The organism is Cupriavidus sp. D384 (assembly GCF_001652915.1).
GTDB lineage: Bacteria > Pseudomonadota > Gammaproteobacteria > Burkholderiales > Burkholderiaceae > Cupriavidus.
In genome coordinates, this window is record NZ_BBQI01000101.1 from 83,551 (window position 1) to 110,303 (window position 26,753).

The 26,753-nt window shown below is 67.7% G+C and carries 27 protein-coding genes; 6 read left to right on the forward strand and 21 right to left on the reverse strand.

Annotated elements, in window-relative coordinates; genetic code table 11:
* Positions 1-74 precede the first annotated feature (74 nt).
* Positions 75-860, forward strand: coding sequence for an IclR family transcriptional regulator (locus A9J21_RS25940; RefSeq protein ID WP_066740717.1), 786 nt, complete (start codon positions 75-77; stop codon positions 858-860).
* Between the two features lie 15 nt (positions 861-875).
* Here the strand turns inward: A9J21_RS25940 and A9J21_RS25945 are convergent, their stop codons facing one another.
* The 4 genes from A9J21_RS25945 to A9J21_RS25960 form a co-directional block, all read right to left on the reverse strand.
* Positions 876-1,463: an isochorismatase family cysteine hydrolase gene (locus tag A9J21_RS25945; RefSeq protein WP_066740719.1), complete on the reverse strand. Its 588-nt coding sequence runs from the start codon at positions 1,461-1,463 to the stop codon at positions 876-878.
* A 15-nt stretch (positions 1,464-1,478) separates the two neighbouring features.
* Complete coding sequence (locus tag A9J21_RS25950) at positions 1,479-2,363, reverse strand: oxaloacetate decarboxylase (protein WP_066740721.1); 885 nt, start codon at positions 2,361-2,363, stop codon at positions 1,479-1,481.
* Between the two features lie 186 nt (positions 2,364-2,549).
* Complete coding sequence (locus A9J21_RS25955; RefSeq protein ID WP_066740723.1) at positions 2,550-3,107, reverse strand: hypothetical protein; 558 nt, start codon at positions 3,105-3,107, stop codon at positions 2,550-2,552.
* Between the two features lie 30 nt (positions 3,108-3,137).
* Complete coding sequence (locus A9J21_RS25960; RefSeq protein ID WP_197497570.1) at positions 3,138-4,052, reverse strand: LysR family transcriptional regulator; 915 nt, start codon at positions 4,050-4,052, stop codon at positions 3,138-3,140.
* Between the two features lie 89 nt (positions 4,053-4,141).
* Here A9J21_RS25960 and A9J21_RS25965 point away from each other — a divergent pair, with 89 nt between their 5' ends.
* Positions 4,142-4,909: a sulfite exporter TauE/SafE family protein gene (locus tag A9J21_RS25965; protein ID WP_066740725.1), complete on the forward strand. Its 768-nt coding sequence runs from the start codon at positions 4,142-4,144 to the stop codon at positions 4,907-4,909.
* A gap of 36 nt (positions 4,910-4,945) precedes the next feature.
* On the opposite strand, the gene A9J21_RS25970 is transcribed toward A9J21_RS25965, so the two are convergent.
* From A9J21_RS25970 to A9J21_RS26000, 7 genes are all read right to left on the reverse strand, one after another.
* The gene (locus A9J21_RS25970) at positions 4,946-5,269 is read right to left on the reverse strand and encodes a hypothetical protein (protein ID WP_066740786.1); all 324 of its coding nucleotides are present in this window, start codon (positions 5,267-5,269) and stop codon (positions 4,946-4,948) included.
* A 123-nt stretch (positions 5,270-5,392) separates the two neighbouring features.
* On the reverse strand, positions 5,393-5,809 hold the full coding sequence (locus tag A9J21_RS25975) for a cupin (protein ID WP_066740727.1): 417 nt from the start codon (positions 5,807-5,809) through the stop codon (positions 5,393-5,395).
* 66 nt (positions 5,810-5,875) lie between these two features.
* Positions 5,876-6,727, reverse strand: coding sequence for a class I SAM-dependent methyltransferase (locus A9J21_RS25980; protein ID WP_066740728.1), 852 nt, complete (start codon positions 6,725-6,727; stop codon positions 5,876-5,878).
* Between the two features lie 173 nt (positions 6,728-6,900).
* Positions 6,901-7,575 carry a DUF3016 domain-containing protein gene (locus A9J21_RS32620; protein ID WP_082926609.1) on the reverse strand — a complete coding sequence of 225 codons (675 nt, stop codon included), beginning with the start codon at positions 7,573-7,575 and terminating at the stop codon, positions 6,901-6,903.
* Positions 7,511-8,050, reverse strand: coding sequence for a cysteine hydrolase family protein (locus tag A9J21_RS25990; RefSeq protein WP_066740788.1), 540 nt, complete (start codon positions 8,048-8,050; stop codon positions 7,511-7,513). The genes A9J21_RS32620 and A9J21_RS25990 overlap by 65 nt, the downstream gene beginning before the upstream one ends.
* Before the next feature lie 65 nt (positions 8,051-8,115).
* Positions 8,116-9,084 (reverse strand): tripartite tricarboxylate transporter substrate binding protein, encoded by a 969-nt coding sequence (locus tag A9J21_RS25995; protein WP_066740730.1) that lies wholly within the window; start codon positions 9,082-9,084, stop codon positions 8,116-8,118.
* 146 nt (positions 9,085-9,230) lie between these two features.
* Positions 9,231-10,142, reverse strand: a complete 912-nt coding sequence (locus A9J21_RS26000) for a LysR family transcriptional regulator (protein ID WP_066740790.1) — start codon at positions 10,140-10,142, stop codon at positions 9,231-9,233.
* A gap of 177 nt (positions 10,143-10,319) precedes the next feature.
* Between A9J21_RS26000 and A9J21_RS26005 the strand changes: the two genes are divergently transcribed.
* Genes A9J21_RS26005 through A9J21_RS26015 form a run of 3 tightly spaced genes read left to right on the forward strand, consistent with a single transcriptional unit; the run spans position 10,320 to position 15,065 of the window.
* On the forward strand, positions 10,320-11,675 hold the full coding sequence (locus A9J21_RS26005; protein ID WP_066740732.1) for an MmgE/PrpD family protein: 1,356 nt from the start codon (positions 10,320-10,322) through the stop codon (positions 11,673-11,675).
* A 33-nt stretch (positions 11,676-11,708) separates the two neighbouring features.
* Complete coding sequence (locus A9J21_RS26010) at positions 11,709-13,862, forward strand: acetate--CoA ligase family protein (RefSeq protein WP_066740734.1); 2,154 nt, start codon at positions 11,709-11,711, stop codon at positions 13,860-13,862.
* A gap of 57 nt (positions 13,863-13,919) precedes the next feature.
* Positions 13,920-15,065 (forward strand): acyl-CoA dehydrogenase family protein, encoded by a 1,146-nt coding sequence (locus tag A9J21_RS26015; protein WP_066740736.1) that lies wholly within the window; start codon positions 13,920-13,922, stop codon positions 15,063-15,065.
* A 27-nt stretch (positions 15,066-15,092) separates the two neighbouring features.
* Here A9J21_RS26015 and A9J21_RS26020 read toward each other — a convergent pair whose 3' ends face one another.
* The 5 genes from A9J21_RS26020 to A9J21_RS26040 all read right to left on the reverse strand — a co-directional run bounded on the left by A9J21_RS26020 (position 15,093) and on the right by A9J21_RS26040 (position 19,760).
* Complete coding sequence (locus A9J21_RS26020; protein ID WP_066740737.1) at positions 15,093-15,821, reverse strand: LuxR C-terminal-related transcriptional regulator; 729 nt, start codon at positions 15,819-15,821, stop codon at positions 15,093-15,095.
* A gap of 324 nt (positions 15,822-16,145) precedes the next feature.
* Positions 16,146-16,466, reverse strand: a complete 321-nt coding sequence (locus A9J21_RS26025; RefSeq protein WP_066740740.1) for a hypothetical protein — start codon at positions 16,464-16,466, stop codon at positions 16,146-16,148.
* A gap of 143 nt (positions 16,467-16,609) precedes the next feature.
* Complete coding sequence (locus A9J21_RS26030) at positions 16,610-16,831, reverse strand: hypothetical protein (RefSeq protein ID WP_066740742.1); 222 nt, start codon at positions 16,829-16,831, stop codon at positions 16,610-16,612.
* A 154-nt stretch (positions 16,832-16,985) separates the two neighbouring features.
* On the reverse strand, positions 16,986-18,386 hold the full coding sequence (locus A9J21_RS26035) for an amidohydrolase family protein (protein WP_066740743.1): 1,401 nt from the start codon (positions 18,384-18,386) through the stop codon (positions 16,986-16,988).
* 3 nt (positions 18,387-18,389) lie between these two features.
* A complete protein-coding gene (locus tag A9J21_RS26040) occupies positions 18,390-19,760 on the reverse strand; it encodes a nucleobase:cation symporter-2 family protein (RefSeq protein ID WP_066740748.1) in 1,371 nt (456 codons plus the stop codon).
* A 249-nt stretch (positions 19,761-20,009) separates the two neighbouring features.
* Between A9J21_RS26040 and A9J21_RS26045 the strand changes: the two genes are divergently transcribed.
* Complete coding sequence (locus A9J21_RS26045) at positions 20,010-20,924, forward strand: AraC family transcriptional regulator (RefSeq protein WP_197497571.1); 915 nt, start codon at positions 20,010-20,012, stop codon at positions 20,922-20,924.
* Between the two features lie 290 nt (positions 20,925-21,214).
* On the opposite strand, the gene A9J21_RS26050 is transcribed toward A9J21_RS26045, so the two are convergent.
* The 5 genes from A9J21_RS26050 to A9J21_RS26070 are packed head-to-tail and all read right to left on the reverse strand — an operon-like array spanning position 21,215 to position 26,592.
* On the reverse strand, positions 21,215-22,321 hold the full coding sequence (locus tag A9J21_RS26050; protein WP_066740750.1) for a GTP-binding protein: 1,107 nt from the start codon (positions 22,319-22,321) through the stop codon (positions 21,215-21,217).
* Positions 22,318-22,944: a UbiX family flavin prenyltransferase gene (locus A9J21_RS26055; protein ID WP_066740752.1), complete on the reverse strand. Its 627-nt coding sequence runs from the start codon at positions 22,942-22,944 to the stop codon at positions 22,318-22,320. Before A9J21_RS26055 ends, A9J21_RS26050 begins: the two co-directional genes overlap by 4 nt.
* Positions 22,941-25,226: a xanthine dehydrogenase family protein molybdopterin-binding subunit gene (locus A9J21_RS26060; protein ID WP_066740754.1), complete on the reverse strand. Its 2,286-nt coding sequence runs from the start codon at positions 25,224-25,226 to the stop codon at positions 22,941-22,943. The genes A9J21_RS26055 and A9J21_RS26060 overlap by 4 nt, the downstream gene beginning before the upstream one ends.
* On the reverse strand, positions 25,223-25,732 hold the full coding sequence (locus tag A9J21_RS26065; protein WP_066740756.1) for a (2Fe-2S)-binding protein: 510 nt from the start codon (positions 25,730-25,732) through the stop codon (positions 25,223-25,225). The genes A9J21_RS26060 and A9J21_RS26065 overlap by 4 nt, the downstream gene beginning before the upstream one ends.
* Entirely contained in the window at positions 25,732-26,592 is an 861-nt protein-coding gene (locus tag A9J21_RS26070; protein WP_066740757.1) for a xanthine dehydrogenase family protein subunit M, read from the reverse strand. The genes A9J21_RS26065 and A9J21_RS26070 overlap by 1 nt, the downstream gene beginning before the upstream one ends.
* Positions 26,593-26,753: the final 161 nt, after the last annotated feature.

The window sequence follows — 26,753 nt, forward strand, 5'->3', positions numbered from 1 at the left end:
TTGTGCGCACTGCTATTGTTTGCGCGGCATGGCTGGGGTGTTCCGCACCGGAACTTCATTCCGTAATACGAAAAATGTCATTGAAGGCAGGTCTCCGGATTCTCGATTTCCTGGCGTCGCAGGGCGAAGGCGCCGGGCTGGTTGCCATTGCCGAGGCACTTGGCCTGCCGCGCAGCACCTGTCATCGCGTGCTGCATGAACTGGTCGAGGGGGGGTATGTCCGCCAACTGGTGGACCACAGCCGCTACATCCTGACGATGCGCATGACATCGAACGGGCTCGAATTCCTGAGCCTCACCGGCATTGCCGATATCGCCCAGCCCATCATCGAACGCATTGCGGCGCGCACCGGCGAACTGGCCCGGTTGTCGCTGGTGGACGGCGAGGCCATCATCTGGGTAGCCAAGGCCGATGGGCAGCGCACGGGCTTTCGTTACGATCCGGACATGGGGCTGGCGGCGCGGCTCTCGTGTACGTCCACCGGCCATGCCTGGCTGATGACGATGTCCGACGAGGCGGCCGTGGCTCTGGTCATGAAGCAGGGTTTTGGTCAGCCCAACGAGTACGGGCCGAATGCGCCCACCACGCTGAAGACGCTGCTGGGGTTCCTGCATGCCGCGCGGGTGCGTGGCTACGCGATGATCGACGAGGTGTTTGCAGCACGCATGGCGGCCGTGGCAGTGCCGGTCGTGCGCGGGTCGCGCTGCATTGGTGTCATCAGCCTGGCGGGGTCGCGCACGCGCCTGACCGCGCCAAGGATCCACGAATACGCGGCACTGCTGCGCGAAGCCGCCAACGAACTGGCGCAGCTCAGCAACATGGCGGGCTTCCTGTCCCGGCCGCCGCTCGGCAAGGGCTGAGTTGGCGGCCGTGCCCTAGGTTTCGGGCAGGCCGGGCAGTGCCGCGACGGTTGTCACGGTGCCAATTGCCCCAAGGTTCTTCAGCGCGTGCCGGTGATCGTCCTCGCTGCGCGCGGCGCAGGCATCCTCCACCACGATCACCTGGTAGTCCCGGTCGTGCGCCTCGCGCGCCGTCGCTTCCACGGCCCAGTTGGTGCTGATACCCGTCAGGATCAGGCGATCCACATGGCGCGCGCGCAGGATGGTTTCCAGCCCGGTGCCATAGAACGCGCTGACGCGGTGCTTGGTCACCACGCTATCCGCCGCCTGCACATCGAGGCCGTCCACGAACGCTGTCCCCCATCCTCCCAGCGTCAGTGCGCCGGCGGCCTTTGCCTTGCCGAAGACCGGCGAATCCTTGGGATGCTCGGCATAGTTTTCGGAAAATCCCACCTTTACGAAGATGACCGGCCACTGGTGCGCCCGTGCGTGGGCGATGACCGCGTTGCTGGCGGCCACCAGGTTGCGCGCGGCGGCCTGCGCCGCCGTGCCGCTACCTGCCAGCTTGCCTTGCGCATGGACGATGTCATTGATCAGGTCCAGCACGATCAGCGCGGTCTGCATGGCTGCCTCCGGTGGTCAGTCGTCGCTCTTGTAGCGGCCGTCGAGTTCGTCGTACAGCGGCTTGCGCACAAGCCGCTGCCGCTCGCCGAACGGCGCCACGATGGCCGGGTCCTCGTTCATCTGGCCGTTGGTCTGCAGCATGTCCAGCGCCTGCTGCATCCCGCGCACGGCACCTTGCAGCGCGGCGTTGGCGTACAGCACCAGGCCGTAGCCCAGCTGCTCCAGCGCGTCGCGGCCCTGCACCGGCGTCTTGCCGCCGATCACGATATTGATCAGCAGCGGCACGCTGAACAAGCCAGGCAGCCGTTCGATGTCCTTGAGATCCTCGATGGCCTCCAGGAACAGGATGTCGGCGCCGGCTTCCGCAAAGCGGTGGCCGCGCTCGATGGCATCGTCGATGCCATGTACGGCTGCGGCGTCGGTGCGGGCGACGATCAGGAAGTTGGGGTCGTCGCGTGCATCGGTGGCGGCCCGGATCTTTCCGACCATTTCGCCGGTGCTCACGACATGCTTGCCGGCGAAGTGGCCGCATTTCTTCGGCATGACCTGGTCTTCGAGCTGGATCGCATCGGCGCCGGCACGCTCCAGCGTGCGCACGGCGTGGTGAACGTTCAGCGCGTTGCCGAAGCCGGTATCCGAATCCACCAGCAGCGGCAGGTCTACTGCATCGCGCACGCGGGCCGTGTGTTCGGCCATGTCACTGAGGCCGATAAAACCCAGGTCGGGCAGGCCGAATGACATATTGGTGACGCCGGCCCCGGTCAGGTACACGGCCTGAAACCCGAGGTCTTCGATCACGCGCGCGCTCATGGCATTGAATGCGCCCGGCATCAGCAGTGCCTTGCGCGTTGCCACCTGCTGCCGGAAGGCCTGTCTGCGGGAAGCTGCTTTGGAGGTCATGGGTGGGGGCTCCAGTCTGAACAGTCTGAGCGGGATGCCTGCGGGCATCCCGGGTGCGCGAACACGGGGCGCGCAATGCAGGCTGAAGATTACACCCTGGCGCTCAACGCTTCAGGTATTTGATGGATGGGCCGCCAACCGTGGCCGGCTGGCGGCATGCCGATTATGGTGGAGGTGGGGGCGGCGTCAGAGCGGCGCCGGCACCTTCGCGGGAGCAGGCGCCGCAGTCGGGGCCGTCTGGACCTTGTCCGAATTGCCGTTGTAGGCGAAATAGCGCGCCTTGGCGCCCTTGCCCCAGTACGCCACGGTGAACTGCTTGCCGTCCCGGGCGTACAGCAGTTCCAGGCTGCCGTTGGACGCCGCCCATTCCGCATAGCCGTTCTGGGCGTTGGGTTCGGTCTTGCGCTTCGATTCGTAGCGGGCGTCGAGCTTGTGGGTCACATCGTCGAGCGCGGTGCGGTCGAAGGTCAGCGTCACCAGCGTCACGACGTCCTGCCCGTCGCAGTTCACCACCGCACGGGTCAGGCCCGGCAGGTTGAAGCGTTCCAGGCGCTTCAGCTCGAAAGCGTCGCCGCCGGCCCACGGCGCCGTGCCGGTCCTTTCGCGATTCGGGCCCGGCGTCAGCCGCGCGCACGAGGTCTTGCCAAGCTCCAGGCCCAGCGGTGCCGCCACGCCACCAGCGGTCGGCTGGGCCTGGGCAATGGATGCCAGCCCGACGGCGGCCAGCAGGATTAGCTTCTTCATGGGAATGCTTCCGAACGATGTCGCAGGATTTTACGGCTTTCCGGCCGGCGGACTTGAGGCGCCGGGGTCGCCGCTTTCGATCAGCTGCCGTGCCAGCAGGCCCGCATGTGGCGTCAGGGCGCCGAAATCGCGCGCGCACAGGAACAGACTGCGCGTGGCCCACGCCTCCGACAGCGGCAGCATGGCCAGGCCGCGTGGCATCGACCTTGCCAGGGCACCGGACACGATCGAGATGCCGATACCCGCATCGACCAGCATCGCCACGTGCTCCACGTTGCGCAGCTGGACGCGATAGTGCAGCTGGTGCCCCAGGCGCGACGCGCGCTCGGCCAGGTGCGTCTCCAGCGCCGTATCCGCCATGCCCACGATCGGCTCGCCGACGATGTCTGCAAAGGCCACGGCCGGCTGCGCCGCGATCCGGTGCTGGCGGCTGGCTACCACCACGAGCTGGTCTTCGGCGATGCGGTGGGTCTGCAGGTTCGCGAAATCGGCGAAGTCGGCCACGATGCCCAGTTCCGCGCGTCCCTCGACCAGCGCCTGGACGATTTCGGGGCTCGGGCGTTCGCCAAGGTCGACGGACAGATCGGGATGCGCCGCCAGGAAGCGGCGCAGATGCGGTGGCAGGAACGACGCCAGCGCGGCAGTGTTCGACAGCAGGCGGACGCGGCCCTTGAGGCCCGTTGCATAGCTGCGCAGTTCGCCGCGCATCTGTTCGACCTGGCCCAGGATCGACCGCGCGTGCCGCACCAGCGCCTCGCCGGCCGGAGTGGGCCGCACGCCGCGCCGGTTGCGCTCCAGCAATGGCGCACCCAGCGTGGCTTCCATGCCGGCAATGCGTTCGCTGACCGACGCCAGCGCCAGATGCATCGACCGGGCACCCTGGGTCAGGCTGCCGCATTCCACCACGCTCAGGAACAGCCGCATATCGGTCAGGTCGAAACGCACGCCATCCTCCCCTGCTTTCGGTTTTGCCGAAGTCTAGCACCGGAAAAGCCAGATTGCGGGCGTCCGGTGCGATGGCTAGCATTCGCTCCATGGACCCAATTCTTCTGGTTTTCGGCGCGGGATTCGTTGCCGGTGCGATGAATGCGCTGGCGGGCGGCGGCTCGTTTGTCAGTCTGCCCGCCATGATTGCCGCCGGTGTGCCACCGGTTCAGGCGAATACATCGAGTACGGTCGCGCTGTTTCCGGGCGGCCTGGCAAGCGCGTGGGCGTATCGCGACGGGCTGGGGCCGGTGGGCGCGGTATCGCTGCGCACGCTGCTGGTGGCTACGCTGTGCGGCGGGTTTGTCGGTGCGATGCTGCTGTTGCGCACATCGTCGGCGGCGTTCACGTTCGTGCTGCCGTGGCTGCTGCTGATCGCCTGCGTGGCGCTGGCGTTTGGCCGGCAACTGGGCGAGGCGCTGCGTGCCCGCTGCCGCATCCCTGCGCACGCCGTGCTGGCGGTGCAGTTCGGGCTGGGCGTCTACGGGGGCTATTTCGGCGGGGCGGTCGGCATCATGATGATCGCCATGTGGGGCCTGCTGGACAGCCGCGACCTCAAGAACCTGAACGCGCCACGCACGCTGATGGTCAGCGCGGCCAATGCCGTGGCGGTGATCGCGTTTATCGTGGCAAACGCGGTGCGCTGGCCGGAAACCGTCGCCATGCTGATCGGCGCCATCCTGGGTGGATACGGGGGCGCGTTGCTGGGCCGCATGACGCCGCCGCGCGTGGTGCGGGCCGGCACGCTGCTGGCAACGTCGTGCATCACGCTGGCGTTCTTCGTGAAGACTTACGCGCCGGCGCTGATGCACCGGTAGGCCGGCGGCACCAGGGCGGCGGGGCCGCAGTGTCCCTCAGTCCACCTGCTCCATCAGCGCGGCGTCCATCATCGCAAGGGTCAGGCCGATCAGCAGGGCAATGGCCGAAGCAATGAACCAGCGCACGGTCTTCCGGTATTCGGCGATGCTGTCGTCTTCCACGCGCAGCGCGCGGAATAACGCAAGGATCTGCAGCGCCACGGCCAGGATCAGGCAGGCTGCCGCCGCCAGCGAAGCGCGGCTCCAGTACCCCGGGCTTTCGAATCCCCAGAACCGCCAGAAGGCCAGCGAAAAACCCAGCAGCACCGTAATGGCCGTGATGATGCCCTGCCGGAACCCCGACGGCACCGTGGGTGGCAGCGGAGCGGGTGGCGGTAATGACGGCAATGGCGGTAACGGCGGCTGTGGCTGCGGGGCCGATGCCAGCGGCGCGGCGCTGCCTGGCCGGGCGTCGGGGCCGGTATCGGACGGCATCCGGTGCGCCTAGTGGCCGGGTACCGGCATTTCCACCATGGCGAGCGTGGCGATATTGCCGCCGATCACACGGCTGCGATGCCCCTTGCCGTGCGTATCGTCAAGCAGCAGCGTACCGCCCGGCACCAGCGCACGGCGTTCGCCGTCAGACACCTCGAACTCCATTTCGCCGTCGAGCAGGAAGATCCACATGCGCACCGGCGCGGGGTGCAGGTCGCCAACCCAGCCGGTGGGCACCACCAGGAAGCCCTGCCTTACGGCCTCGTCCATGCGCGACACCCAGAAGGGCGGCGCCGGCGGGGCGAAGTTGCGCTCGGACATATTGAAATCCAGTGCGCCAAAGTGTGATTCGCCCGTTTCATCGGCATAGATGCGTCCGAACGCCAGCGTCGAATGACTGACCGGATGTTCCGTCGATGCGGCCATGGCTTGTTCCCCCGTCGTGCGCGCAATGATGTACCCAGTCTAGTCGCGCCGCCGGGGGCCGCAACATCAGTCTCCGGCGCGCGCGTCGATCTGCCAGCACGCGGCCGTGTAGCGCACCGTGTCGCCGTGGACGAACGGCGCGAAGGCCGCGCGCACGGTCTGGATGACCCTGGCGCGCGTGGCCTCGTCGGCGGTCAGCAGGCGCTGGCCTACCGAACCGAGCCAGCCGATGTAGTCGAGCAGGTCGGCTTCGGACAGCTGGCACGGCACGTCGATGGGGCGGATGTCGATGCCTGACCAGCCGGCCTGCGCCAGTATCGTCTCCACGCGCTGCCGGTCGGCAAAGGCGAATTGCCCCGGCGCGCCGGGCTGGCGCACGGGCAGGTCGGGAAGCAGCGGCGCAGCCGCGCGTTCGCCGGTGGTCATGAACGCATTCTCGGCCTGGCCGCGCCAGGCGATGACGCGCATCGTGGCGCCCGGCCGCGCGGCGCGGCGCAGATTGGCGAAGGCCGCCACGGGATCGTCGAAGAACATTACGCCGAAGCGCGAGGTGAAATGGTCGAAGCTGGCCGGGGCGAACGCGTGGGTTTGCACATCGGCCTGGACAAAGCGAGCCGCCACGCCAAGCCGGGCGGCGCGTTCGCGGGCCATGTCCAGCATCGGGGCCGAAATGTCGACGCCGACACATTCCCCCCGGCTGCCCAGGCGCTGCGCCATCGCCAGCGTGGTGGCGCCGGTGCCGCAGCCCACATCGAGCACGTGGGGATACGCGGCGCCGCTGGGCAGCGCGTCCAGCAGGATCGGTTCGAATGGCTGGAACATGCGGTCAAGCAGGGTCTGGTTCACGACCCAGGCCCGGCCACCGGTACCGTTCCAGAGGGTGTTCTGGTCGCTGTTGCTCTGCGGATTGGCGTTCATTGTGCGCTCGCGGGTTGTCCAGGAAGGCAATGTACACGGTGCCAGCCCAACTCCGCCCGAGGTCAGCGTTGAACGCGGCCGTCTCCTTGTACAGTGCCCGCGGCAGCGCCCCGGGCCGACACGCGTCGCCGCGAGCGGCCGGGTTGCGCGAGGCTGCCCCGCCAGGCTGGCAATCAGCCGTGCAGATGCCGCGTGATGGCGCGTTCGAACCAGTCGTCCAGCATCGCCTTCTCGTAGCGCAGCGGATCGCTGTAGCCGTACAGGTTCACGCCCCAGTTGAAGTTCATGTTGTTGATGCGCTCCTGGTTGCTGGCGATGATCTCGCCGTCATGCATGAGCGCGTAGCGCAGCGTCATGCGGGGCCAGGTGGCATCGCGGATCACGCGTACATTGCCCTGGTAGCGCCAGTCCACGTACCCGGCCAGGTCGATGTCCAGGATCTCGATCGACAGCGAGTACCCGGCAGGCAGTTCGCGGGCGGCCAGCTTCTGCAGGTGCTGGCGGATCGCATCGAGCACCTGCGGATCGCTGCCGTACCCGTAGGACTTCGACGCGTCCTGGTAGGTCTCCGGATGGGTGAAGGTAAGGGTCAGCGCGCCCGGCTGGGGTTCGGCCGCCAGGGCCGAGCCCAGCGTGGCTCTATGGCCGGGCAGGGCCCGGCTTCGCGGATTATCGGTGAGGAAATCTCCAGCCGAAGTCAGGGTCAGCCCCGGGTTTGCGATGCAATGTGCGATAGCCGCACCGCTGCCGCGGCTGGCGTGCTGCAGGGCAGTCCGGGGTGCGCTACGCCGCGAAGAAAACCTCGGCGGCGGCCACCGGCGTGACGCGCGGCCCGAAGCTCTCGATATTGGAAAGCGTCAGGTTGTGATGCCGGACGATCTGCGCGGCCGACAGGGCGCCGTTGTCGACGGTGGTGTGGCCGTCGGACACCAGCGTGACCGGATAGCCCAGCGCCAGCGCGCGGCGGGTGGTCGTATCCACGCAGAAGTCGGTCTGCATGCCGCAGATCACCAGCGCGGACACCCCGCGCGCCTGCAGCACTTCGGCCAAGTCGGTACGGTGGAACGAATCGGGCGTGGTCTTGCGCACGCGCGGGTCGGCATCGCGCGCATCCAGGCCACGGGCAAGCTGCCAGCGGTCTGAGCCGAACCGCAGATAGTCGGATTTCGATTCGTGCTGCACGAAGATCACCGGCGCGCCGGCCGCACGCGCGGCGGCCGCTACGCGGTTGATCCGTTCGATCGTGGCCTGCGCGTCGACGCAGGCTTCGTCACCTTCGCAAAGTCCCTGCTGGACATCGATGACGATCAGGGCGGTGGTCATGATGGAGGCATCGGAGTAGAGATGGCCGCCATCATGACACAGCACTGGAATGGCCGATCGATGCATCAGTCGATGCGGGCTCCGGAACTGACCACCACGGGCTTCCAGGCCTGGTACTCGGCCACCACGAACTTGCCGAACGCGTCCGGCGCCAGGTTCATCGCCTCTGCCCCTTGCTGCGCGAGCTTGTTGCGCATGTCGGGCTGGGCCAGCGCATCGGTCACCACCTTGTTCAGCTTCGCGACGATCTCGGGCGGCGTGTTCTTCGGTGCAAACAGGCCGAACCAGGCACCGGTGACCAGGTTCTGCACGCCGGCCTCGGCCATGGTCGGCACATCGGGCAACGCCGCCGACCGCTTGCGCGACGTCACCGCCAGCGCACGCAGCTGGCCGCCCCGGATATGCGAGATCACCGAAGGCACCGTGGCAAACATGAACTGCACGCGGCCGGCCAGCAGGTCGTTCAGCGCATCGGCGCCCTTGTACGGTACGTGGGTGGTTTTGGCGCCGGTACGCTCGTTGAACAGCACGCCCGACAGGTGGGCGGCCGTGCCGACGCCCGTGGAACTGAAGTTGAGCTGGTTCGGATGCGCGCGCGCATAGGCGATGAATTCCTGCACTGTCCTGGCCGGCACATTCGGGCTGACCACCATGACGTTGGGCACATCGGCAATCGGCGCCACGGGCTGCAGGTCGGTTTGCGGATTCACCTTGAGCCGGCTGTATAGCGTGGGATTGATGGCAACGGGGCCCACCGAGGTTGCCAGCAGCGTGTAGCCATCGGCATCGCTGCGGCCCACGTAGTCGGTGCCGATATTGCCGCCCGCGCCGGGTCGGTTCTCCACCACCACGCTCTGGCCCAGGGCCTTGCTCATCTGCTGGGCCACTTCGCGGGCCAGGATGTCGGTGGTGCCGCCGGCGGTGAACGCCACGACCACGCGGATCGGCTTGGACGGATAGGGTTGCTGGGCGTGGGCTGTTGCGGCGCAAAAAAGCAGCACGCCGGCGGCCGAGCGCCGCAGGAAGTCTTTCATTGCTGTCTCCGTGTGATTCTTGTCGTGGGGCGCCCCGGTGAAAGGGCTGCCCTGTAGAGCATCTTAGAAAGATGCCCGCACGGAGCTTTGACGAAACAGAAACGCTGCGTTCTCGGTGGGGCGGCACCGGGGGCGGCAGCAGGGCGTCAGCGCGGCTTGAGGAAATGCTGCTCCATCGCGGCGCAGCGGCTCAGGTATTCCAGCAGCCGGCCCACGCCGGAAGGCAGGCTGTCGCGGTCGCGCACGCAGACGTAGAACTCCCGCTCGGCCCAGGCGTCCTTGAGCGTCAGCATCGACAGGCCCATCATCTGCAGATAGTTGCGCGCGATGCCCTCGGGCACCACGGCCAGCCCCAGGCCCTCGCGCACCATGCGGCAGCGGGCCTCGAAGTTGGACACCTGGGTCTTGACGGTCAGCGGCCGCGACAGCGTGCCCGACGCCAGCGTCAGGAACGCGTCGAACGTATGGCGCGGAAAGTAGCCCAGGAAGTCGTAGTCGAGCGCCTCTTCCAGATGCAGCGCGCCCTTGGCTTCCAGCGGATGCCCGCGCGGCACCACCAGCCCCACGCGGTCCTTGCGGTATGGCAGCGAATGCACGCCGGGGCTGGGGCTGCGCGCGTGATAGATGCCGATATCGGCGTCGCCGTTGGACACCATGCGCGGAATGTCGAAGCTGAACGCTTCCACCAGGTCGATACGCGCTTCGGGGTCATGCTTCTGGAAGCCGCTGATATCGGCTGGCAGGAACTGCAGGATCGTCGAACGGTTCGACGCCAGGCGGATCTTGGCAATGCCGTCCAGCGAATAGGCCGCCAGCGCGTCCTGCGCCAGCTGCACGCTGCGCACGATGGCCTTGGCGCGCTGGTAGAGCATGGCGCCGGCCGGTGTCGGCTCCACGCCACGTCCGTGGCGGCGCAGCAAGGCCGTGCCCGCGCGCCGCTCCAGCTCGGCAATCCGCTTGCTGGCCGCCGAGGTGACCAGGTTCTCGCGCTCGGCCGCGCGTGACAGGCTCTTCTCTTCCACGGCGGCGATCAGGATGGCAAGCGAAGGAATGTCCATGTCCATGGGTTGAGCGTGCTCCAAATGGAAAGGCTGGGCCGACGATGGCGTGCGCAGAGTATGCACCAGCCTCCAGACGCCGGGATACGCGTGCCGGCTTGGGAGCTTTCACCAAATGTCAAAGCTGGGCGGGCGCCGGTTCTTACCATGGGAGTCATTCCAGAGGAGACAACCGGCATGCTGATCGACCAATTTGCCGCCTATGTCGGCAACCAGGCCCATGCGCCCCTGCCCGACGACGTACAGCACCACGCCCGGCGCGTGGTGATCGACTGGTTTGCCGCGCTGCTGGCCGGGGTGCCCATGGCGCCGGGCCGCCAGCTGGTGGCCGCCCATCGCCAGGAGCTGGGCGTTGGCCACAGCACCGTGCTGGGCCACGGCACCACCGCATTCCCGGCGCTGGCCGCGTGGATCAACGGCAGCGCATCGCACGCGGCCGAATTCGACGATATCTTCCGCGATGCCGTCTACCATCCGGGCTGCCCGACCATTGCCGCCGCGCTGGCGCTGGCCGAAGACCGCAATGCCAGCGGCACCGATCTGCTGCGTGCCGTGGTGGCCGGCTACGAGGTATCCACGCGCATCGGCGCCGCGATCCAGCCCGCGCACTACCGCTTCTTCCATACCACCGGCACCGTCGGCTGCATTGGCGCAGCCGCGGCCGGGGCAGTGCTGCTGGCGCCGGGCAATGCCGACGTGGCGGCCCACGCCATGGCAACCGCCACCACGTTCGCGTCGGGGCTGCAACAGGCGTTCCGGTCGGACGCGATGACCAAGGCGCTGCACGCCGGGCATGCGGCGCAGACCGGCGTGCTGGCCGCCCAGGGTGCCGCGCACGGCGTGACCGGCGTACGCGACATCCTGGAAGGCGACGCCGGCTTCGGCGCGGCATTGTGCGGCAGCCCGAACTGGGCCATTGCCACCGCCGGTCTGGGCACCGACTACAACGTCACGCGCATTACGCAGAAGAATCATGGCTGCTGCGGCCACACGTTCGCCGCCATCGACGCCGCCATGCGGCTGGTGCGCGAGCATGCGCTCGACCCTTCGCGCATTGCCGCCGTGCGTGTGAACGCCTACCAGGTGGCGCTGGACGTCACCGGCAACTTCAACCCGACCACGCCGTTCGAGGCGCGCTTCAGCCTGCCTTACGTGGTGGCCCACGGCATCCTGCACGGCGCGGTGCGGCTCGACGCCTTCGAGCCCGGGCGCCTTGGCGATACCGCGATTCGCGCGCTGATGACACGCATCACGCTGACTGCCGACGCCGAACTGACCGCCGCCTTCCCGCGCCAGCGCGCCGCAAGGGTCGAGATCGAGATGACGGACGGCACGCGCCACGCGCACTTCCAGCCGTACCGGGTGGGCGATCCCGAGGCGCCGCTCGACGACGCGATGCTGACCGACAAGTTCATGGAACTGGGTGGCCCGGTGCTGGGCCAGGACAAGGCGGCCAGCCTGCTCGACGCGCTCTGGCAGCTCGACGCGCGCCCGGTGCGCCAGCTTGGCCTTGGCGCGCTGCGTGCGCGCTGAGCCCTTCCGATCATTCACAGGAACACTGCATTCATGACGAGAGTCGACAAGGAAATCGCCGCAGGCGTGGGCGCCACCGGCAAGGCGCTGGCCCGGGCGCTGTTCACGCCTGGCGCAGTGGCGCTGGTGGGCGCATCGGCCGACGAGAAGAAGAACACTGCCCGCCCGCTGCGCTTCATGCGCAAGCACGGCTACCGGGGCCGCATCCTGCCGGTCAACGCGGGGCGCAGCGAAGTCATGGGCCTGCCCGCGTATCCGAGCGTGGACGCCTTGCCCGAGGCGATCGACCACGCGTTCGTGATGGTGCCCGGCGCCCATGTGGCCGAGGCGCTGGCGCAGAGCGCCGCGCGCGGCGCGCGCGTGGTGACGGTCTTTTCCGACGGATTCGCCGAACTGGGCGAAGCCGGCATGGCGGCCCAGCAGGCGCTGGCCGACCAGGCCAGACAGCTTGGCGTGCGGCTGCTGGGGCCGAACAGCATCGGCGTGGTCGATGTGCATAGCGGCGCCATCCTGTCGGTCAATGCAGTGCTGGAGATGGATGAACTGCGGCCCGGCTCGGTAAGCGTGGTATCGCAGAGCGGCTCGATGCTCGGCGCGCTGCTGTCACGCGGCGCGGCGCGGGGCATGGGCTTTGCCAAGCTGGTGTCGGTCGGCAACGAGGCGGACGTTGGCGTGGGCGAACTGGTGGACCTGCTGGTGGACGATGACGCCACCGAAGTGATCCTGCTGTTCCTGGAAACCATCCGCGATGCCGCCGTGCTGGGCCCCGCGCTGCGGCGTGCGCGCGCCGCGGGCAAGCCGGTGCTGGTCTACAAGCTTGGCCGCTCGGCCCAGGGCGAGGCACTGGCCCAGTCGCACACGGGCGCGCTGGCCGGCAACGATGCGGCCGTCGATGCCTTCCTGCGCAAGCACGGCGCCATGCGCGTGGAGATGCTGGAAACGCTGTTCGAAGCCGCGCCGCTGGCCAGCCGCCATGCCCGCACGGTGCCGGCGCTGGATCGGGCACCGCGCGTGGCCGTGGTGACCACCACCGGCGGTGGCGCGGCCACCGTGGTGGACCGGCTCGGGCTGGCTGGCGTCGATGCGGTGCCGCCTCCCGACGCGTTCGTCGCGCATATGGCGGCGCGCGGGGTCAGGATCCGCCAGACGCCGATCATCGACCTGACGCTGGCGGCCACCAGCGCGCAGTATCGCGACCTGGTGGAGCAGATGCTGCAGAGCGACTGGTGCGACGCCGTGCTGTGCGTGGCGGGGTCGTCGGCGCAGTTCCATCCGCAGCTGGCCGTGAAGCCCATCGTCGAGGCGTCGGCCATCGGCGGCAAGCCGCTGCTGGCATTCCTGGCGCCCGAAGCCACGCAGTCGCTGCAGGTGCTGCAGTCGGCTGGCGTGCCGGCGTTCCGCACGCCGGAGAGCTGTGCCGATGCGTTGTCCTGCCTGTTCCGCGCAGCCAGGGGCGCCCAGGCCGCCGATGCCGGGCAGGGTGACGACGGCGCTGACGTGCCGCCGCTGCCGTGGCCCGAAGGCCTGCCCACGCAGGGCGACCTGACCGAGCGCGAGGCCGGGACCGTGTTCGAGGCGCTGGGCGTGCCGATTGCCCCGGCTGCGCTGGTCAGCCCCGCATCGCTGGGCCACGCAGTGCCTTACCCCGTGGTCGCCAAGATCTGCTCGCGCGACATCCTGCACAAGACCGAGATCGGCGGCGTGCAGGTGGGCGTGCGCGATAACGCCGAACTGGCGGCGGCGGCCGAACGTCTGCTGGCAAACGCACGCCAGGCGGTGCCCGATGCGCGCATCGACGGCATCCTGGTGCAGCGCATGGAGGATCGCCTGCTGGAGCTGATGCTGGGTTATCGCCAGGACCCGCTGGTGGGCCCGATGGTCATGCTTAGCGCGGGCGGCATCACCGCCGAACTGCATCGCGACGTGAGCCTGCGCCCGGCACCGGTCAGCCTGGACGAAGCCCGGCAGATGATCGACGAGGTGCGCTCCACCCGGCTGGTACGCGGATTCCGTGGCCTGCCGCGTGGCGATGTCGATGCGCTGGCCGATGCCATCGTGCGTTTTTCACGGCTGGCCGCCGTGCAGGGCCCGACCGTGGCCGAGGCGGAGATCAATCCGTTGTTCGTGCGCGCCAACGGCGTGGTCGGTGTCGACTGCGTGCTGCGGCTGGCCGACGCGCAGCACTGACGCCCATACCGAACCAGATACCCGATACCCGATACCCGAATAGATTCCGGAGACATCATGCATTTCAAGCTCACCCCCGAACAGCAGGAATTCCAGGACGCCGTCAGCCGCTTCGCGGAAAAGGAACTGCGCCCGGGCGCCCGCGAGCGCGCGCACACCGATGCCTATCCATGGGATGTGGCGAAGAAGATGGCCGCGCAGGGCCTGCTCGGCATCACGATTGCCGAGGCCGACGGCGGCCAGGGCGGTTCGCTGATGGACGCCGTGATCGCCATCCAGGCCGTGGCCGCCCACTGCCCGCGCAGCGCGGACGTGGTGCAGGCCGGCAACTTCGGCGCGATCCGCGTGCTGGCCGAGTACGGTTCGGCGGAGCAGAAGGCGCGCTGGCTGGCCCCGCTGCTGCGCGGCGAGACGCTGATCTCGGTGGGCATGACCGAGCCCGAAGCCGGCTCGGCCGTGACCGAACTGAAGACCAGCGCCACGCCCGATGGCGAAGGCTTCCGTATCAACGGCACCAAGATCTTCACCACGCATGGCCCTCACGCCGACGTGATCCTGGCCTATGTGCGCTTCGGCCCCGGCGTGGGCGGCATCGGGTCGGTGCTGATCGACACCAAGGCGCCGGGCGTGCGCATCGGCCAGAAATCGCGCTTCATGTCTGGCGAGGAATGGGCCCAGATCTATTTCGAGGATGTCTATGTGGCCCCCGGGGACGTGCTGCTGGGCGAAGGCGGATTCAAGAAACAGATCGCCGGCTTCAACGTGGAGCGCATGGGCAATACGGCGCGCTCGCTGGCGCTGGGCCGCTACGCGTACGAAGTGGCGCGCCAGTGGGCGCTGCAGCGCAAGCAGTTCGGCCGTCTGCTGTGCGAGTTCCAGGGCCTGCAATGGAAGTTCGCCGAAATGAAGATGAAGCTCGATGCGGGCCAGCTGCTGTTGTACCGTGCCGCCAGCAACGCCGACAGCGGCCTGCCGTCGGCGGAGGAAACGGCCATCGCCAAGGCATTCTGCAACCAGGCGGGTTTCGACATCGCCAACGAGGCACTGCAGGTGATGGGCGGCATGGGCTACAGCCAGGAAGAACTGGTCGAATACTGCCAGCGGCGCTGCCGCGGCTGGATGATTGCGGGCGGCTCGATCGAGATCCTCAAGAACCGCATCGCCGAATCAGTGTTCGAACGCACGTTCTCCCAGCGCCCCTGATCCGGGCCGAGGCCTGGCAAGGCGCGCTCAGGCGGCTTCGGCCGCCGCCGAGATCGCCGCCAGCAACGCGCCGCGCTCACGCGCCACGAAGACCGCCTCGGTCTTGTTGTTGGCCGCGAGCCGGCGGTAGATCTGCAGCGTGTGGCTCTTTACGGTGGGCACGGAGATATGGAGGCGGCGGCTGATCAGCTTGATCGACATGCCCTTGGACAGCAGCACCAGCACGTCGTACTGCCGCTGCGTCAGGCTTAGCAGCTGGGCCTCTGACACGGATTCCGGCGCGCCTGCGCCGAACAGTTGCGGCGGGGTCGGCATCGGCAGCACGATGGCGGCGCCGGAAGCTGCCGCACGCGCGGCCTGACCATCGCCCTCGGAAGGCGTGCCGGTGCAGCAGCCCCGGCGCATCGCGCCGATCATCTTGCGCAGCGTGCCTTCGATGGCTTCGAGTGCTGCGTTCTCGGGCAGCCACGACAGCAGCGGCGCGATCTCGCGTGGCGGCATCCATTGCACGGTGCCGCCGGCGCTCAGGTACAGCACGCCACGGACATCCGCAGCAGTCCCAAGCAGTTGCAGCATGGCGTCGTCATACCCCTGCAGAAGGTCTCCGACGATCAGCAGATCGATGCCATCGAGCGTAAGGCCCCGCGCGGGCCCGGGAGACACCAGGCAGGAATCGTCAATGTCCTGAATGCGGTACAGCACCTGTTGAATGCCAAAGCCGATCAGCGGCCGGGATTCCACAACAGCAGCCTTCATGTGTCGCTCCCCTCTTCTTTCTATGTTTGGAAGCAACGATGGCGCAAGTTCCGTTCCAGCCATATGAACGCGCTGGAGGCCGCATTACGCGGTGCACTTCCGGCGCGGCGCCGTTACGCGTTACGTAACGTTTGGCGGGCGTTGCGGCTTTGCTTTTACCTTTTTGCCGATTCAACCTTAACGGATTGTGAATTCTGCAAGGCGCGCGAGTGCAATGACTGGAATGACTGGATGGGCGAGGGCGAGCCGATCGTGGTCTGGCAGAAAGAAGGCTGGGCGCCCGCGCTCCGTGAAACCGGAGCCGGGCACCTGAAGGCAGCGACGTCAGTCGTCCTCGCGCCAGCGGCGCTCGCGGCGCCATTCGTGTTCGCGCCAGCGTTGCTCGCGCCGCCATTCATGCTCGCGCCACCGCTGGTCGCGATAGCCCTCGTAATAGCCCGGGGCTACCACCACCGGACGCGGCTCGACGACCACCGGGCGCGGCGCCATGTAGACGGGCGCGGGCTGGTAGTAGACCGGCGCTGGCGGCGGGGCCACGTAGGCGGGCACACCGATGCCGATGTCGAAGTTGACATGCGCCTCGGCGGCGGCAGAGGCCGTGAGGGCGGAAAGACCGATCAGACTAGCGATGAGGAACCTGGACATGGAGACCACCTTTTGCTCGGGTTGCTGCGTGGATGCCGATACTAACGGCGCGCAGTACGGTCCGTTGACCCTGTCGCAGGTGTCTTTGTAAGCTGTTGTATCGAATGTCTGCCGCCCTGGCCCTGGCCTTGGCGTCTACTGGTCTACGGGCTGGTCGCGTCCTCGTCGCCTTCGCCGGCCCTGCGCTCGTTGGCAGTCTTGCCCTGCGAGGGGTGGTCCGGCTGCAGGGCGCGGCCGGAGGTCTCGTCGTCCACCAGGCCGTTGCCCTCGCCCGAAACCCTGACTTCCAGGGTCTCGACGTAATGATCGGGCTCGTCCTGTTCGATCTGGCTGTTACGTGTTGATGCATCTTCCCGGGCTGCCATGGTGCGCTCCTTTATCGAGTCTTAACGAGAGATTAAGAGAAGGCATAAGGAAGAACGGCGCAAGGTCCGGGCCACGCCTGCGGTGCAGATGGCGCGCCGTTTCCGGCGCAAATCGGCAGCGCACCGCAGGCGAGGGCTCGCAAGATCTACAACGTCAGGGCAGCAGCGTCGTCAGCGCGGCCTGCGCATCCCTGCGCAGCTGGGCGATATCGAGCCCGACGATCGCCCCGCCTTCGACCACATGCCGGCCGCGCACGAATACGTCGCGCACGGGCGTCGGCTCGCCGGCCGCCACGGGCGCGGTGGCGATGTCATGGAAGCCCGCAAAGCGCAGCCCGCCGACATCGTAGATCGCCAGGTCGGCCGACTGGCCCGGCGCCAGCGTCCCGACCCCGGGCAGGCCCAGCACCTGCGCACCGCCCGCCGTGCCCCAGTGGATGACTTCCTCGACCCGCGTCTGCGCCGCACCGCCCAGCGCCCGGTGGACCAGCCACGCGAAGTTGGCCTCGTGGACCATGCTGCCCGATTCGTTCGATGCCACGCCATCCACGCCGATCGACACCGGTACGCCCGCGTCGGCCATCGCGCGAACGGGCGCGATGCCGCTGCCCAGCCGCGCGTTGCTGACCGGGCAGTGGGCCATGCCGGTGCGGGTCTGGCCGAGCATGCGGATCTCGTCGGGCGTGACGGTGACCAGATGGGCAAACCAGACATCGGGGCCAAGCCAGTCGTGGTCCGCCACGAACTGCACCGGCGTGCAGCGGTACTTCTCGGCGCAGAAGCGCACGTAGTTGTCGGTCTCGGACAGATGGCTGTGCAGCCGCAACTGCATGCCGCGCGCAAAACCGGCCACCTCGCGCAGCAGCGGGGGCGGCAGCGAGAACGTGGGCGTGGTTGGCGCCACCACCACGCGCCGCAGCGCGTCGGGGCCGGCATCGTGATAGCGCGACTTGAGCCGCTCGATGTCGGCCAGCATCTCGTCCAGCGTTTCGGGCACCAGCGCCGTGGCGCGCATGCCGGGATGATCGGCCTTCGACTGCACGGCGCCACCCCGGCACAGCACCAGCCGCATGCCGAATTCCTGCGCGACATCGAACAGCACGTCGCCGGTCTCCGCGCCGTGGCCGTGGTGATACAGGTAATGGTGATCGGCGCAGGTGGTGGTGCCCGACAGCAGCAGTTCGGCCATGCCCAGCCGAACCGCCGTGCGGAAGATTTCCGGCGTGAAACGGTCCAGCCGCGGGTAGGGCACGCTGGCGAGCCAGTCCTGCAGGTCGGCGTTCATGCCGGCCGGCACGGCCTTGAGCAGGTTCTGGAACAGGTGATGATGGGTGTTGACCCAGCCGGGATAGACCACGCAGCCGGTGGCGTCGATCACGGTCTCGCCAGGCTGCGGCACCAGGCCGGCTGCCAGTTCGGCCACGCGGCCGTCGCGGATGCGGATATCGACGGCGCCGGCGCGGGCCGCCGCACCGGCGCGGCCGGTCATGACGGCGGCGGCGCCCCGGATCAGGGTGGATGGGTTGGGCTGGGTGGATTGGCTTGGATGGGTCATGGCTCAGGCCTCCGAGACAGGGGCGGCAGAGGTTGCCGGAGCGGCAGCGATGGCGTGCGCCTCTTCTTCGTCGCGCGCCGGGATGCCGTTCAGGATCAGGTTCAGGAAGACGGAGACCACGCAGGAGATGATCACGCTGCTGTGGACGAACGGTTGCAGTGCCGCCGGCAGCTTTTCAAGCAGGTTGGGCATGATGACCGGCATCAGCGCGCAGGCCAGCGTGATCGCCACCACGCTGAGATTGGCCGGTTTGCGCTCGTAGTCGACCTGGCCCAGCGTGCGGATGCCGGCGGCCACCACCACGCCGAACATGACGATGGTGGCGCCGCCCAGCGCGGCGGCGGGAATCGACGAGAACAGTGCGCCGATCTTCGGCACCAGCGCCACGACGCAGAGCATGATGCCGCAGACGGCCACCACCCAGCGGCTGCGCACGCCTGTGACGATCACCAGCCCCACGTTTTCCATGAAGGCGATGAACGGGAAGGCCGCGAAGCAGCCGCCAATGGCGCTGGCAAGTCCGTTGGCACGCAGGCCGCAGGTGGCTTCGCGCTCGGTGACCGGACGCTTGACGATATCGCCGATGGCGACAAACAGGCCCATCGATTCCACCATCTGCACCACCATCACGATCACCATGGTGACAATGGCGCCCGCATTGAACGTGGGCATGCCGAACGCGAACGGCGTCACCATCGTGAACCACGGGGCGCGCGCCACTTCGTCGAAGTTGCCCATGCCGAGCAACCATGCCGCCACGCCGCCGAGCAACAGGCCGATCATCACGGCCAGGCTGCGTACCAGCCGACCGCCGTGGCTGTTGATGAACAGGATCAGCGCCACGGTGCCGAAGGCGACGATGAAGAACAACGGCGAGCCGAAGTCCCTGGCGCCGTGTCCGCCACCGGTCCACTGGTATGCCACCGGGAACAGCGACAGGCCCACCGAGGTGATGATGCAGCCACTGACCACGGGCGGAAAGAAGCGCTTGAGCCGGCCGATCACCGGGGCCAGGAACATCGTCACCACGCCGGCCCCGATCACGGCGCCGCAGACGCCGGTAAAGCCGAGCGTGGGGTCGGTGCCGATGGCGATCACCGGGCCCACCGAACCGAACGCCACGCCCTGCATCAGCGGCAGGCGCACGCCGAACTTCCAGAAGCCGACGGTCTGCAGCAATGTGGCGATGCCCGAGGTGAACAGCGCCGTGCTGATCAGCAGCGTGGTCTGCGCGGGCGTCATCTTCAGCGCACCGGCCACGATCATTGGCACGGCAATCGCGCCAAGGTAGCTGACCAGCATGTGTTGGAAACCAAGCGAGACCATGGCCCGCGCGGGCAGCACCTGGTCAACGGGGTGGACGGGGGTGGTCATGGCGGCTCTCCTGCCTTTTCGTGTGGGTTCGCAGCCAAGGTAGCGGGTACGAAGCGCCGCGCGTAGCAACATTGCGAACGGGCGCGCACGGAAGCGAAAGCGCAGGGGTTTTCCACAGCTTGCACGGAAACTGCAAGGCTCCCTACGATGACGACGATAACCCCCGCACCCCCCAGGTTTTTCTGCACCATGGTTCAACATGCTGCACCAAGAGTGAACAATGCGAGCCATGCGCGTGCAATCGACCACGTGCAGGCACTGTCTGCGCGCATTTTCGGGCCCACGCGCCTGCGCACCGACGACGCGGCACCCCAGGTGCAGCTGCAGAGCTGCCAGATCGGCCACCTGACGCTGGCGACCACGCGCTACGCCCAGGCGATGGAAGTGGAGCCGCAGCCGGGCAAGGACCAGTACGTGGTCCAGACCGTGATATCGGGAGGCTGCCGCGTGGTATGGGAGGGGATGACGCGCGAGATGGCACCGGGCGAGACCTGGGTGTTCTCGCCGTCGCTGCCGGTGCGGCTGCTGCTGGATGCCGATTGCGAGCGCTTCAGCGTGATCGTGCGGCGCCAGGCCCTGGAAGAAGCGTTTCGCGATTGCTTCAACTTCGACGCGCCCGCGCCGCTGATGTTCGCCATGCAGCCATTGTCCGACGCGCAGTTGTCTGGCCGCTGGCGGGCCATGATGAGCTGGCTGCGCACCGAAGCGGCGATGCGTGCGGAAGGCCCCGGCTTGCCGGCCGCCGACGGGGCCATCGAGCAACTGTTCCTGACCACGCTGCTGGCCGACCATTTCGGCGCGGACGGCCGCCTGCTGCCACGCGGCTACCTGCCATCGTTGCCGCCCTACGTACGCTGTGCAATCCGCTATCTGCGCGCGAATCTCGACAAGCCGGTGACGATGCACGCGCTGGCCGAGCACTGTGGCGTCTGCGAGCGCACGTTGCAGCTTGGCTTTCGCAAGAGCAAGAACATCACGCCGATGGAATACCTGCGGTTGCTGCGCCTGCACGGCGCCCGCGAGGCGCTGCAGCACGCCACCCCGGGGCCGGGCGTGGTCTCGGAGATTGCGCTGCGCAATGGCTTTACCCACCTGAGCCTGTTTGCGCGCGAATATCGCAAGGAGTTCGACGAACCGCCGTCGGCAACGCTGCGGGCGCGGTAGCCGCTGGCCGGCTTGCCCTCTCCCCCAGCCAAAGCGGGAGAGGGGAGCAAACCAGGAGCATCCGGTATGCGTTCCGTGGCCGCCCTCGGCGAAGGAGCAAACGACGAGCGTTCAGTATGCGTGCTGGGGTCTTCCCTCTCCCGCCTGCGGGAGAGGGACGGGGAAAGGGGCGGGGAGAGGGCAGGCGCGTCCCGTACCCGCCACAGAAAAAAAGGCGCGGCCGCGTGAGACAGGCCGCGCCATCAATCACCCGTCATGCCTGACGGGGTCCCAGAGCGATTGCCGCCGATTCAGGCCGCTACCTGCGCGGGCTGGCACACGCGCAGCAGTGTCTGCAGCCGTGCGCGGTCCAGATTGCGGCCGATAAAGACGAACTTGCTTTCCCGTGGCGTCGTGCCCCAGGTATCAGCCGGATGAAAGTCCATCAGCCGGTGCACGGCCTGCAGCACATGTCGGCGGTCGTCGTCCTGCACGGCCACGATGCCCTTCATGCGGAACACGTCGTCGCCCTGCGCCGCCAGTAACGCACGCAGCGCATGCTCCAGCCGCTGGCGATCGAACGGCGCGTCAAACAGCAGGGACACCGAAGTCACCGACGGATCGTGCCGGTGGGCGTGCTCGTCGTCGTCATGGGCGTGCTCGCAAAGTTCGTCGCAGACGTGGTCCGGGTCATGCCCCGCATCGTGGTGCGCGCCGTGGTGATGGTCGTGCGCGTCTTCCGGCAACTGCGCCATGCCCGGCGTGAAGCCGCCGATGCCGAGAATGCGTGACAGGTCCACCTGCGCGTAGTTCGACCGCAGGATCTGCGCGCCCTCGTTCAGGTGCTGCAGCCGGTGCGCGAGGGCATCGAGCCGTGCTGCGGAGACCAGATCCGACTTGTTCAGGATGATGCGGTCGGCCGCCACGATCTGGTCCACCGCCTGGTTGTCGAAGCCCGAGAGCTTCGGGTCGTCGAGATGGGCCTCGATATGCACGGCATCGACCAGCGTCAGGATGCCGTCCAGCGTGACCTGCCTCGCCACCTCGTTGTCCATGAAGAAGGTGGCGGCCACGGGCGTGGGATCGGCAAGGCCGCTGGTTTCCACCAGGATATGGTCGAACCGCTCAGGCCGTTCCAGCAGCTTCTGCAGGATGCGCACCAGGTCTGTCCGCACGTCGACCACGCAGCAGATGCAGCCGTTGGTCATCTGGTAGATCTCTTCGTCGGATGTCAGCACGAGGTCGGAATCGACATCGACTTCGCCGAACTCGTTCTCGATCACCGCGATGCGGTGCCCGTGCTTCTGCGTCAGGATGTGATTCAGCAGCGTGGTCTTGCCGGCCCCGAGGAAGCCGGTCAGGATCGTGACGGGCACGGGCGGCAGTTGCGGCGGCAGGTTGCGTTGGGCTTCGGTCATGGTGTCTCCCTGGGTGTGATATCGGAATGCACTGCGGCAAGCGCCGGCCGCATGCCGGACCAGCGCGCCACCAGTCCGGCATGCTCGACGCCGAACAGGTCCAGCACGCGGCCGACGGTGTGGCCCACGATGTCGTCGACGCTCTGTGGATGGGTGTAGAAGGCCGGCACCGGCGGCATCACGATGGCGCCCATCTCGGTCACCGTGGTCATGTTGCGCAGATGCACCAGATGCAGCGGGGTCTCGCGCGCCAGCAGCACCAGGCGGCGGCGTTCCTTCAGCATGACGTCGGCGGCGCGCGTCACCAGGTTGTCGGCCATGCCGGTGGCAACGGCGGCCAGCGTGCGCATCGAGCACGGCGCGATGACCATGCCGTCGCAGCGGAACGAACCGCTTGCCACGCTGGCGCCGATGTCGCGCACGTTATGCACCACGTCGGCCAGCGCTTCCACGTCACGCCGCTGCAGGCCCATTTCGTGATGCGCCGTCAGCAGGCCCGATGGCGAGCAGACCAGATGGGTTTCCCAGCCATCGGCCGTGCCCATGGCCTGCAGCAGCCGCACCCCGTATGCCGCGCCACTGGCACCGGTGATCGCCACCACCAGCCGCCGGGGCGCGCTCATGGCCGGGCCTCCGCCGCGCGTCTGGCGGCCAGCGCCTGCAGCACCTGTTCGGGCTTGATCGGGTAATGCCGGAAGCGCACGCCGATGGCGTCGAAGACCGCGTTGGCGATGGCCGGCCCGATGGCAACGATGGGGTCCTCGCCCACGCCCTTGGCACCGAACGGCCCGCCGGGGTCGGGCGCGGCTTCGAGCAGGATCGTGTGGATCTCGGGCATGTCCATCGCCAGCGGCATCTTGTAGTCGACGAAGTTGGCATTGAGCGACCGGCCCGTGCCCATGTCGATCTGGTAATCCTCGTAGAGCGTATGGCCGATGCCCTGCTGGATGCCGCCCTCGATCTGGCCGGCCGCCGCCACGGGGTGGATGACCTTGCCAATGTCGTGCACAGGTACCACCTGCCTGACCGTGATGAAGCCGGTCTCGGTATCGACCTCGACCTCCACGAAATGCGCGGCGAACGAGTACGACTTGGTCGGGTGATAGGTGGCGGTGCCGACGAACTGCGCGGCAGGAAGACCCTTGCGCGGCATGACAGCCTCGCGCACGGTCATCGTCGGACCCTGCCGGTCGCGTACCGAGATCACGCCATCGGCAATATCGAGTGCGTCGGGCTCGGCCTCCATCTGCCTGGCCGCCCGCGCCAGCAACTGCGTCTTGATCTCGCCGGCGGCCATCTGCGCAGCGCGGCCCACCATGTAGGTGGTGTGGCTGGCAAAGGCGCCGATGTCCCACGGCACCACGTCGGTGTCGCCATGGACGACCGAAACCGATTCGAACGGGATCGCCAGCTCTTCGGCCACGATCTGGGCCAGGGCGGTGTGAGCCCCGGTGCCCAGGCCGGCGGCGCCCGTAAGCAGCACCACGGTGCCGTCTTCGTTCATCTTGACGATGGCATTGCCCTGTTCCTTGATACCGGGATAGGCGCTGCTGCCGTGCATTTCACAGCCTACGCCCCAGCCGCGCCGGATGGCGCCGTGCTGCTGGCGCGTGGCCGCGCGGCGGGCCTTCCAGTCCACCGCCTCCATGCCCCGGGCGATGCAGGCCTCAAGCCCGCGACCGATCAGCGGGTGGTTTGACGGCGCGATATCGCCTTCGCGCACGGCATTCCCGAGCTTGAGTTCGGCGGGGTCCATGCCCAGGCGTTCCGCGGCTTCGTCCATCTGGATATCCAGGGCGTAGTAGGTCTGCACCACGCCGTAGCCGCGAAATGCCCCGGCAATCGGGCTGTTGGTGTAGACGCAGCGGCCTTCGAGCCTGACGTTCTCGCAGCGGTAGAGCGAAACCATGGCTGCCGTGCCCACATTGGTCACGCCAGGCCCGTGCGAGCCATAGGCGCCCGAATTGAAGACGACCTTTGCCTCGCGCGCGGTGATCGTGCCGTCGTTGCGAAAGCCCTGGCGCAACCAGATCCGGGCGGGATGGCGGGTGCGCCCGCCCAGGAACGTTTCCTCGCGCGTGTACTCCATGCGCACCGGCCGGTGCGTCTCGCGTGCCAGCAGCGCGCACAGGAATTCGCTCTGGAACAGGTCCTGCTTGGCGCCGAAGCCGCCGCCCATGTGGTCTACCAGCACCCGCACCTTGTGCAGCGGCAGGCCCAGCACCTCGGCCATGATGCCGCGCACCATGAAGGCGGTCTGCGTGGAGATCCACACGGTCAGGTTGCCGTTGCCGTCCCATTTGCAGGTCAGCACGTTCGGCTCCATATAGGCCGGGGTGGGCCGGCCGCCTTCGTAGACGCCTTCGAGGATGAAGTCCGCGTCGGCAAAGCCCTGGTCGACATCGCCGCGTTCGATGCGCACGGGCGGCAGCACCAGGTTGCCACCCGGTTCGCGGTCATGGATCAGCGGCGCGCCCGGTGCGGCGGCATCCTCCACGGCGAACAGCGCCGGCAGCGGCTCGTATTCCACCTCGATCAGTTCCACGGCCCGCGCTGCAATCTCCTCGCTGGTGGCGGCCACGGCCGCGACGCCTTCGCCCCAGTAGCGCACCTTGTCATCGAGGATGTACTGGTCACAGGTGACCGACGCCGAGCGCGGATGTGGCGACCCGGCGTGCAGCACGCGCGGCACGTTTTCGTGGGTCAGGATGGCCTTGACGCCGGGCAGCGCCAGCGCGGCCGATGTGTCGATGCGACGGATGCGCGCGTGCGCCACGTTGCACCGCTTCATCTTTGCGTGCAGCAACCCGGCCATCGGCATGTCGGCGACGTACTTCGCGTTGCCGGTGACCTTGTCGAGCAGGTCCGTGCGCTTGACGCTGTGTCCGATCACGGCGTGGGTCATCGTACGGTCTCCGGTGCGCAGTGGCATTGGGGAAGGCGGCGCAGGTCTTCGGCGGTCTGCTCGATGGCCTCGACAATCCTGGTGTAGCCGGTGCAGCGGCAGATGTTGCCGGCGATGGCAAAGCGGATCTCGTCGCGCGTGGGGTTCGGATTGGCGTCGAGCAGGGCCTTGGCGGCCACCACGAAGCCGGGCGTGCAGAAGCCGCACTGGGCGGCCCCGCAGCGCATGAACTGTTCCTGGATCGGGTGTACGGCATCGGCATGGGGCTGGATGCCCTCGATCGTGACGATCTTCCGGCCATGTGCCTCGGGTGCCAGCATCAGGCAGCTGTTCATTGGCTTGCCATCAACCAGGATCGTGCACGAGCCGCATTCGCCAACATCGCAACCTTTCTTGGTGCCGGTCAGGCCGGCGTCGTAGCGCAGCGCGTCCAGCAGCGTGCTGTGCGGTTCCACGGCAAGCTCGCGCGGCTCGCCGTTGATTTCCACTTCGATCAGTTTGCGCATCACAGGGTCTCCAGGGCTTGGGCGATGGCACGGCGCGTCAGCACGCCGACCATCTCGCGGCGGTAGTCGGCGCTGGCGCGCACGTCGCTGATCGGACGTGCGTCCTGCATGGCGGCGTGCGCGGCCTGCAGCACCAGTGCGTCGCTGAGGGAGTGGCCGCGCAGCACTGCTTCGGCATGGCGGGCGCGGATCGGCGTGGGACCGACGGCAGCCAGCACGATGCCGACGTCGGTGCACTGCCCGTGTTCGACCGTGATCGAGACCGCCACGCCCACCGTAGCCAGCTCCATCTGCACGCGACGCCCGTGCTTGAGGTAGGCCTTGCCCGTGTGTGGCGCCGGGGCGGGAATCGTGATGCGCGACACCAGTTCGTCCGGCTCCAGAGCAGTCTTGCCGGGACCCTTCACGAAATCCTCCACCCGCATCGAGCGGGAGCCCTGCAAACCATAGAGGTGTACCGATGCGCGGTCGGCAATCAGCGGTGCCAGCGAATCGGCGGAGGGCGAGGCGCGGCAGACATTGCCGACCACCGTGGCGCGGTTGCGCACCTGGATCGACGCAAAGTCGGTCACGGCACGGGCCAGGCTGGCGTAGTGGCGGCGCACCGCGTACGAGGTCTCGGCTTCGCGCGTGGCGACCAGCGCGCCGATGCGCAACCCTTCGACGGGATCGAAGGCCAGCACGTCCATGCCGGGGATCTTCTTGATGTTGATGACCTGCGCGGGCTGCCGGTGCGACTCCTTGATCTGCACGAGCAGGTCGGTGCCGCCGGCCAGCACGCTAGCGCGTCCGCCGCTGCGATGCAGCAGCGCCGAGGCTTCGGCCAGCGTGGCGGGTTCGAGGTATTCGAACGCTCTCATCTTGACTCCTTTTGGGGGAATGCCTGTGGCCCGTGCGCGCGGTGTGGCGGGGCGCCGTTGTCGCTGACCGTGAAACCATGATGGTGGCTGCACCGTCATCGGTAAATGCCCGTAACCGGATTTATTGATCGTGTTACCCTCTGAATCGACTGCCGTGACCC

Coding starts and splice junctions, on each gene's coding strand:
- A9J21_RS25990 (WP_066740788.1), bottom strand. CDS start 8,050: ATGACCACCGCCCTGATCGTCATCGATGTCCAGCAGGGACTTTGCGAA.
- A9J21_RS26055 (WP_066740752.1), bottom strand. CDS start 22,944: ATGAGCGCGCCCCGGCGGCTGGTGGTGGCGATCACCGGTGCCAGTGGC.
- A9J21_RS26000 (WP_066740790.1), bottom strand. CDS start 10,142: ATGGACATTCCTTCGCTTGCCATCCTGATCGCCGCCGTGGAAGAGAAG.
- A9J21_RS26070 (WP_066740757.1), bottom strand. CDS start 26,592: ATGAGAGCGTTCGAATACCTCGAACCCGCCACGCTGGCCGAAGCCTCG.
- A9J21_RS25945 (WP_066740719.1), bottom strand. CDS start 1,463: ATGCAGACCGCGCTGATCGTGCTGGACCTGATCAATGACATCGTCCAT.
- A9J21_RS26010 (WP_066740734.1), top strand. CDS start 11,709: ATGACGAGAGTCGACAAGGAAATCGCCGCAGGCGTGGGCGCCACCGGC.
- A9J21_RS26020 (WP_066740737.1), bottom strand. CDS start 15,821: ATGAAGGCTGCTGTTGTGGAATCCCGGCCGCTGATCGGCTTTGGCATT.
- A9J21_RS26050 (WP_066740750.1), bottom strand. CDS start 22,321: ATGACCGAAGCCCAACGCAACCTGCCGCCGCAACTGCCGCCCGTGCCC.
- A9J21_RS25980 (WP_066740728.1), bottom strand. CDS start 6,727: ATGAACGCCAATCCGCAGAGCAACAGCGACCAGAACACCCTCTGGAAC.
- A9J21_RS26040 (WP_066740748.1), bottom strand. CDS start 19,760: ATGACCACCCCCGTCCACCCCGTTGACCAGGTGCTGCCCGCGCGGGCC.
- A9J21_RS26015 (WP_066740736.1), top strand. CDS start 13,920: ATGCATTTCAAGCTCACCCCCGAACAGCAGGAATTCCAGGACGCCGTC.
- A9J21_RS26030 (WP_066740742.1), bottom strand. CDS start 16,831: ATGGCAGCCCGGGAAGATGCATCAACACGTAACAGCCAGATCGAACAG.
- A9J21_RS25995 (WP_066740730.1), bottom strand. CDS start 9,084: ATGAAAGACTTCCTGCGGCGCTCGGCCGCCGGCGTGCTGCTTTTTTGC.
- A9J21_RS25975 (WP_066740727.1), bottom strand. CDS start 5,809: ATGGCCGCATCGACGGAACATCCGGTCAGTCATTCGACGCTGGCGTTC.
- A9J21_RS25965 (WP_066740725.1), top strand. CDS start 4,142: ATGGACCCAATTCTTCTGGTTTTCGGCGCGGGATTCGTTGCCGGTGCG.
- A9J21_RS25955 (WP_066740723.1), bottom strand. CDS start 3,107: ATGAAGAAGCTAATCCTGCTGGCCGCCGTCGGGCTGGCATCCATTGCC.
- A9J21_RS26025 (WP_066740740.1), bottom strand. CDS start 16,466: ATGTCCAGGTTCCTCATCGCTAGTCTGATCGGTCTTTCCGCCCTCACG.
- A9J21_RS26060 (WP_066740754.1), bottom strand. CDS start 25,226: ATGACCCACGCCGTGATCGGACACAGCGTCAAGCGCACGGACCTGCTC.
- A9J21_RS26005 (WP_066740732.1), top strand. CDS start 10,320: ATGCTGATCGACCAATTTGCCGCCTATGTCGGCAACCAGGCCCATGCG.
- A9J21_RS25950 (WP_066740721.1), bottom strand. CDS start 2,363: ATGACCTCCAAAGCAGCTTCCCGCAGACAGGCCTTCCGGCAGCAGGTG.
- A9J21_RS25940 (WP_066740717.1), top strand. CDS start 75: ATGTCATTGAAGGCAGGTCTCCGGATTCTCGATTTCCTGGCGTCGCAG.
- A9J21_RS26035 (WP_066740743.1), bottom strand. CDS start 18,386: ATGACCCATCCAAGCCAATCCACCCAGCCCAACCCATCCACCCTGATC.
- A9J21_RS26065 (WP_066740756.1), bottom strand. CDS start 25,732: ATGCGCAAACTGATCGAAGTGGAAATCAACGGCGAGCCGCGCGAGCTT.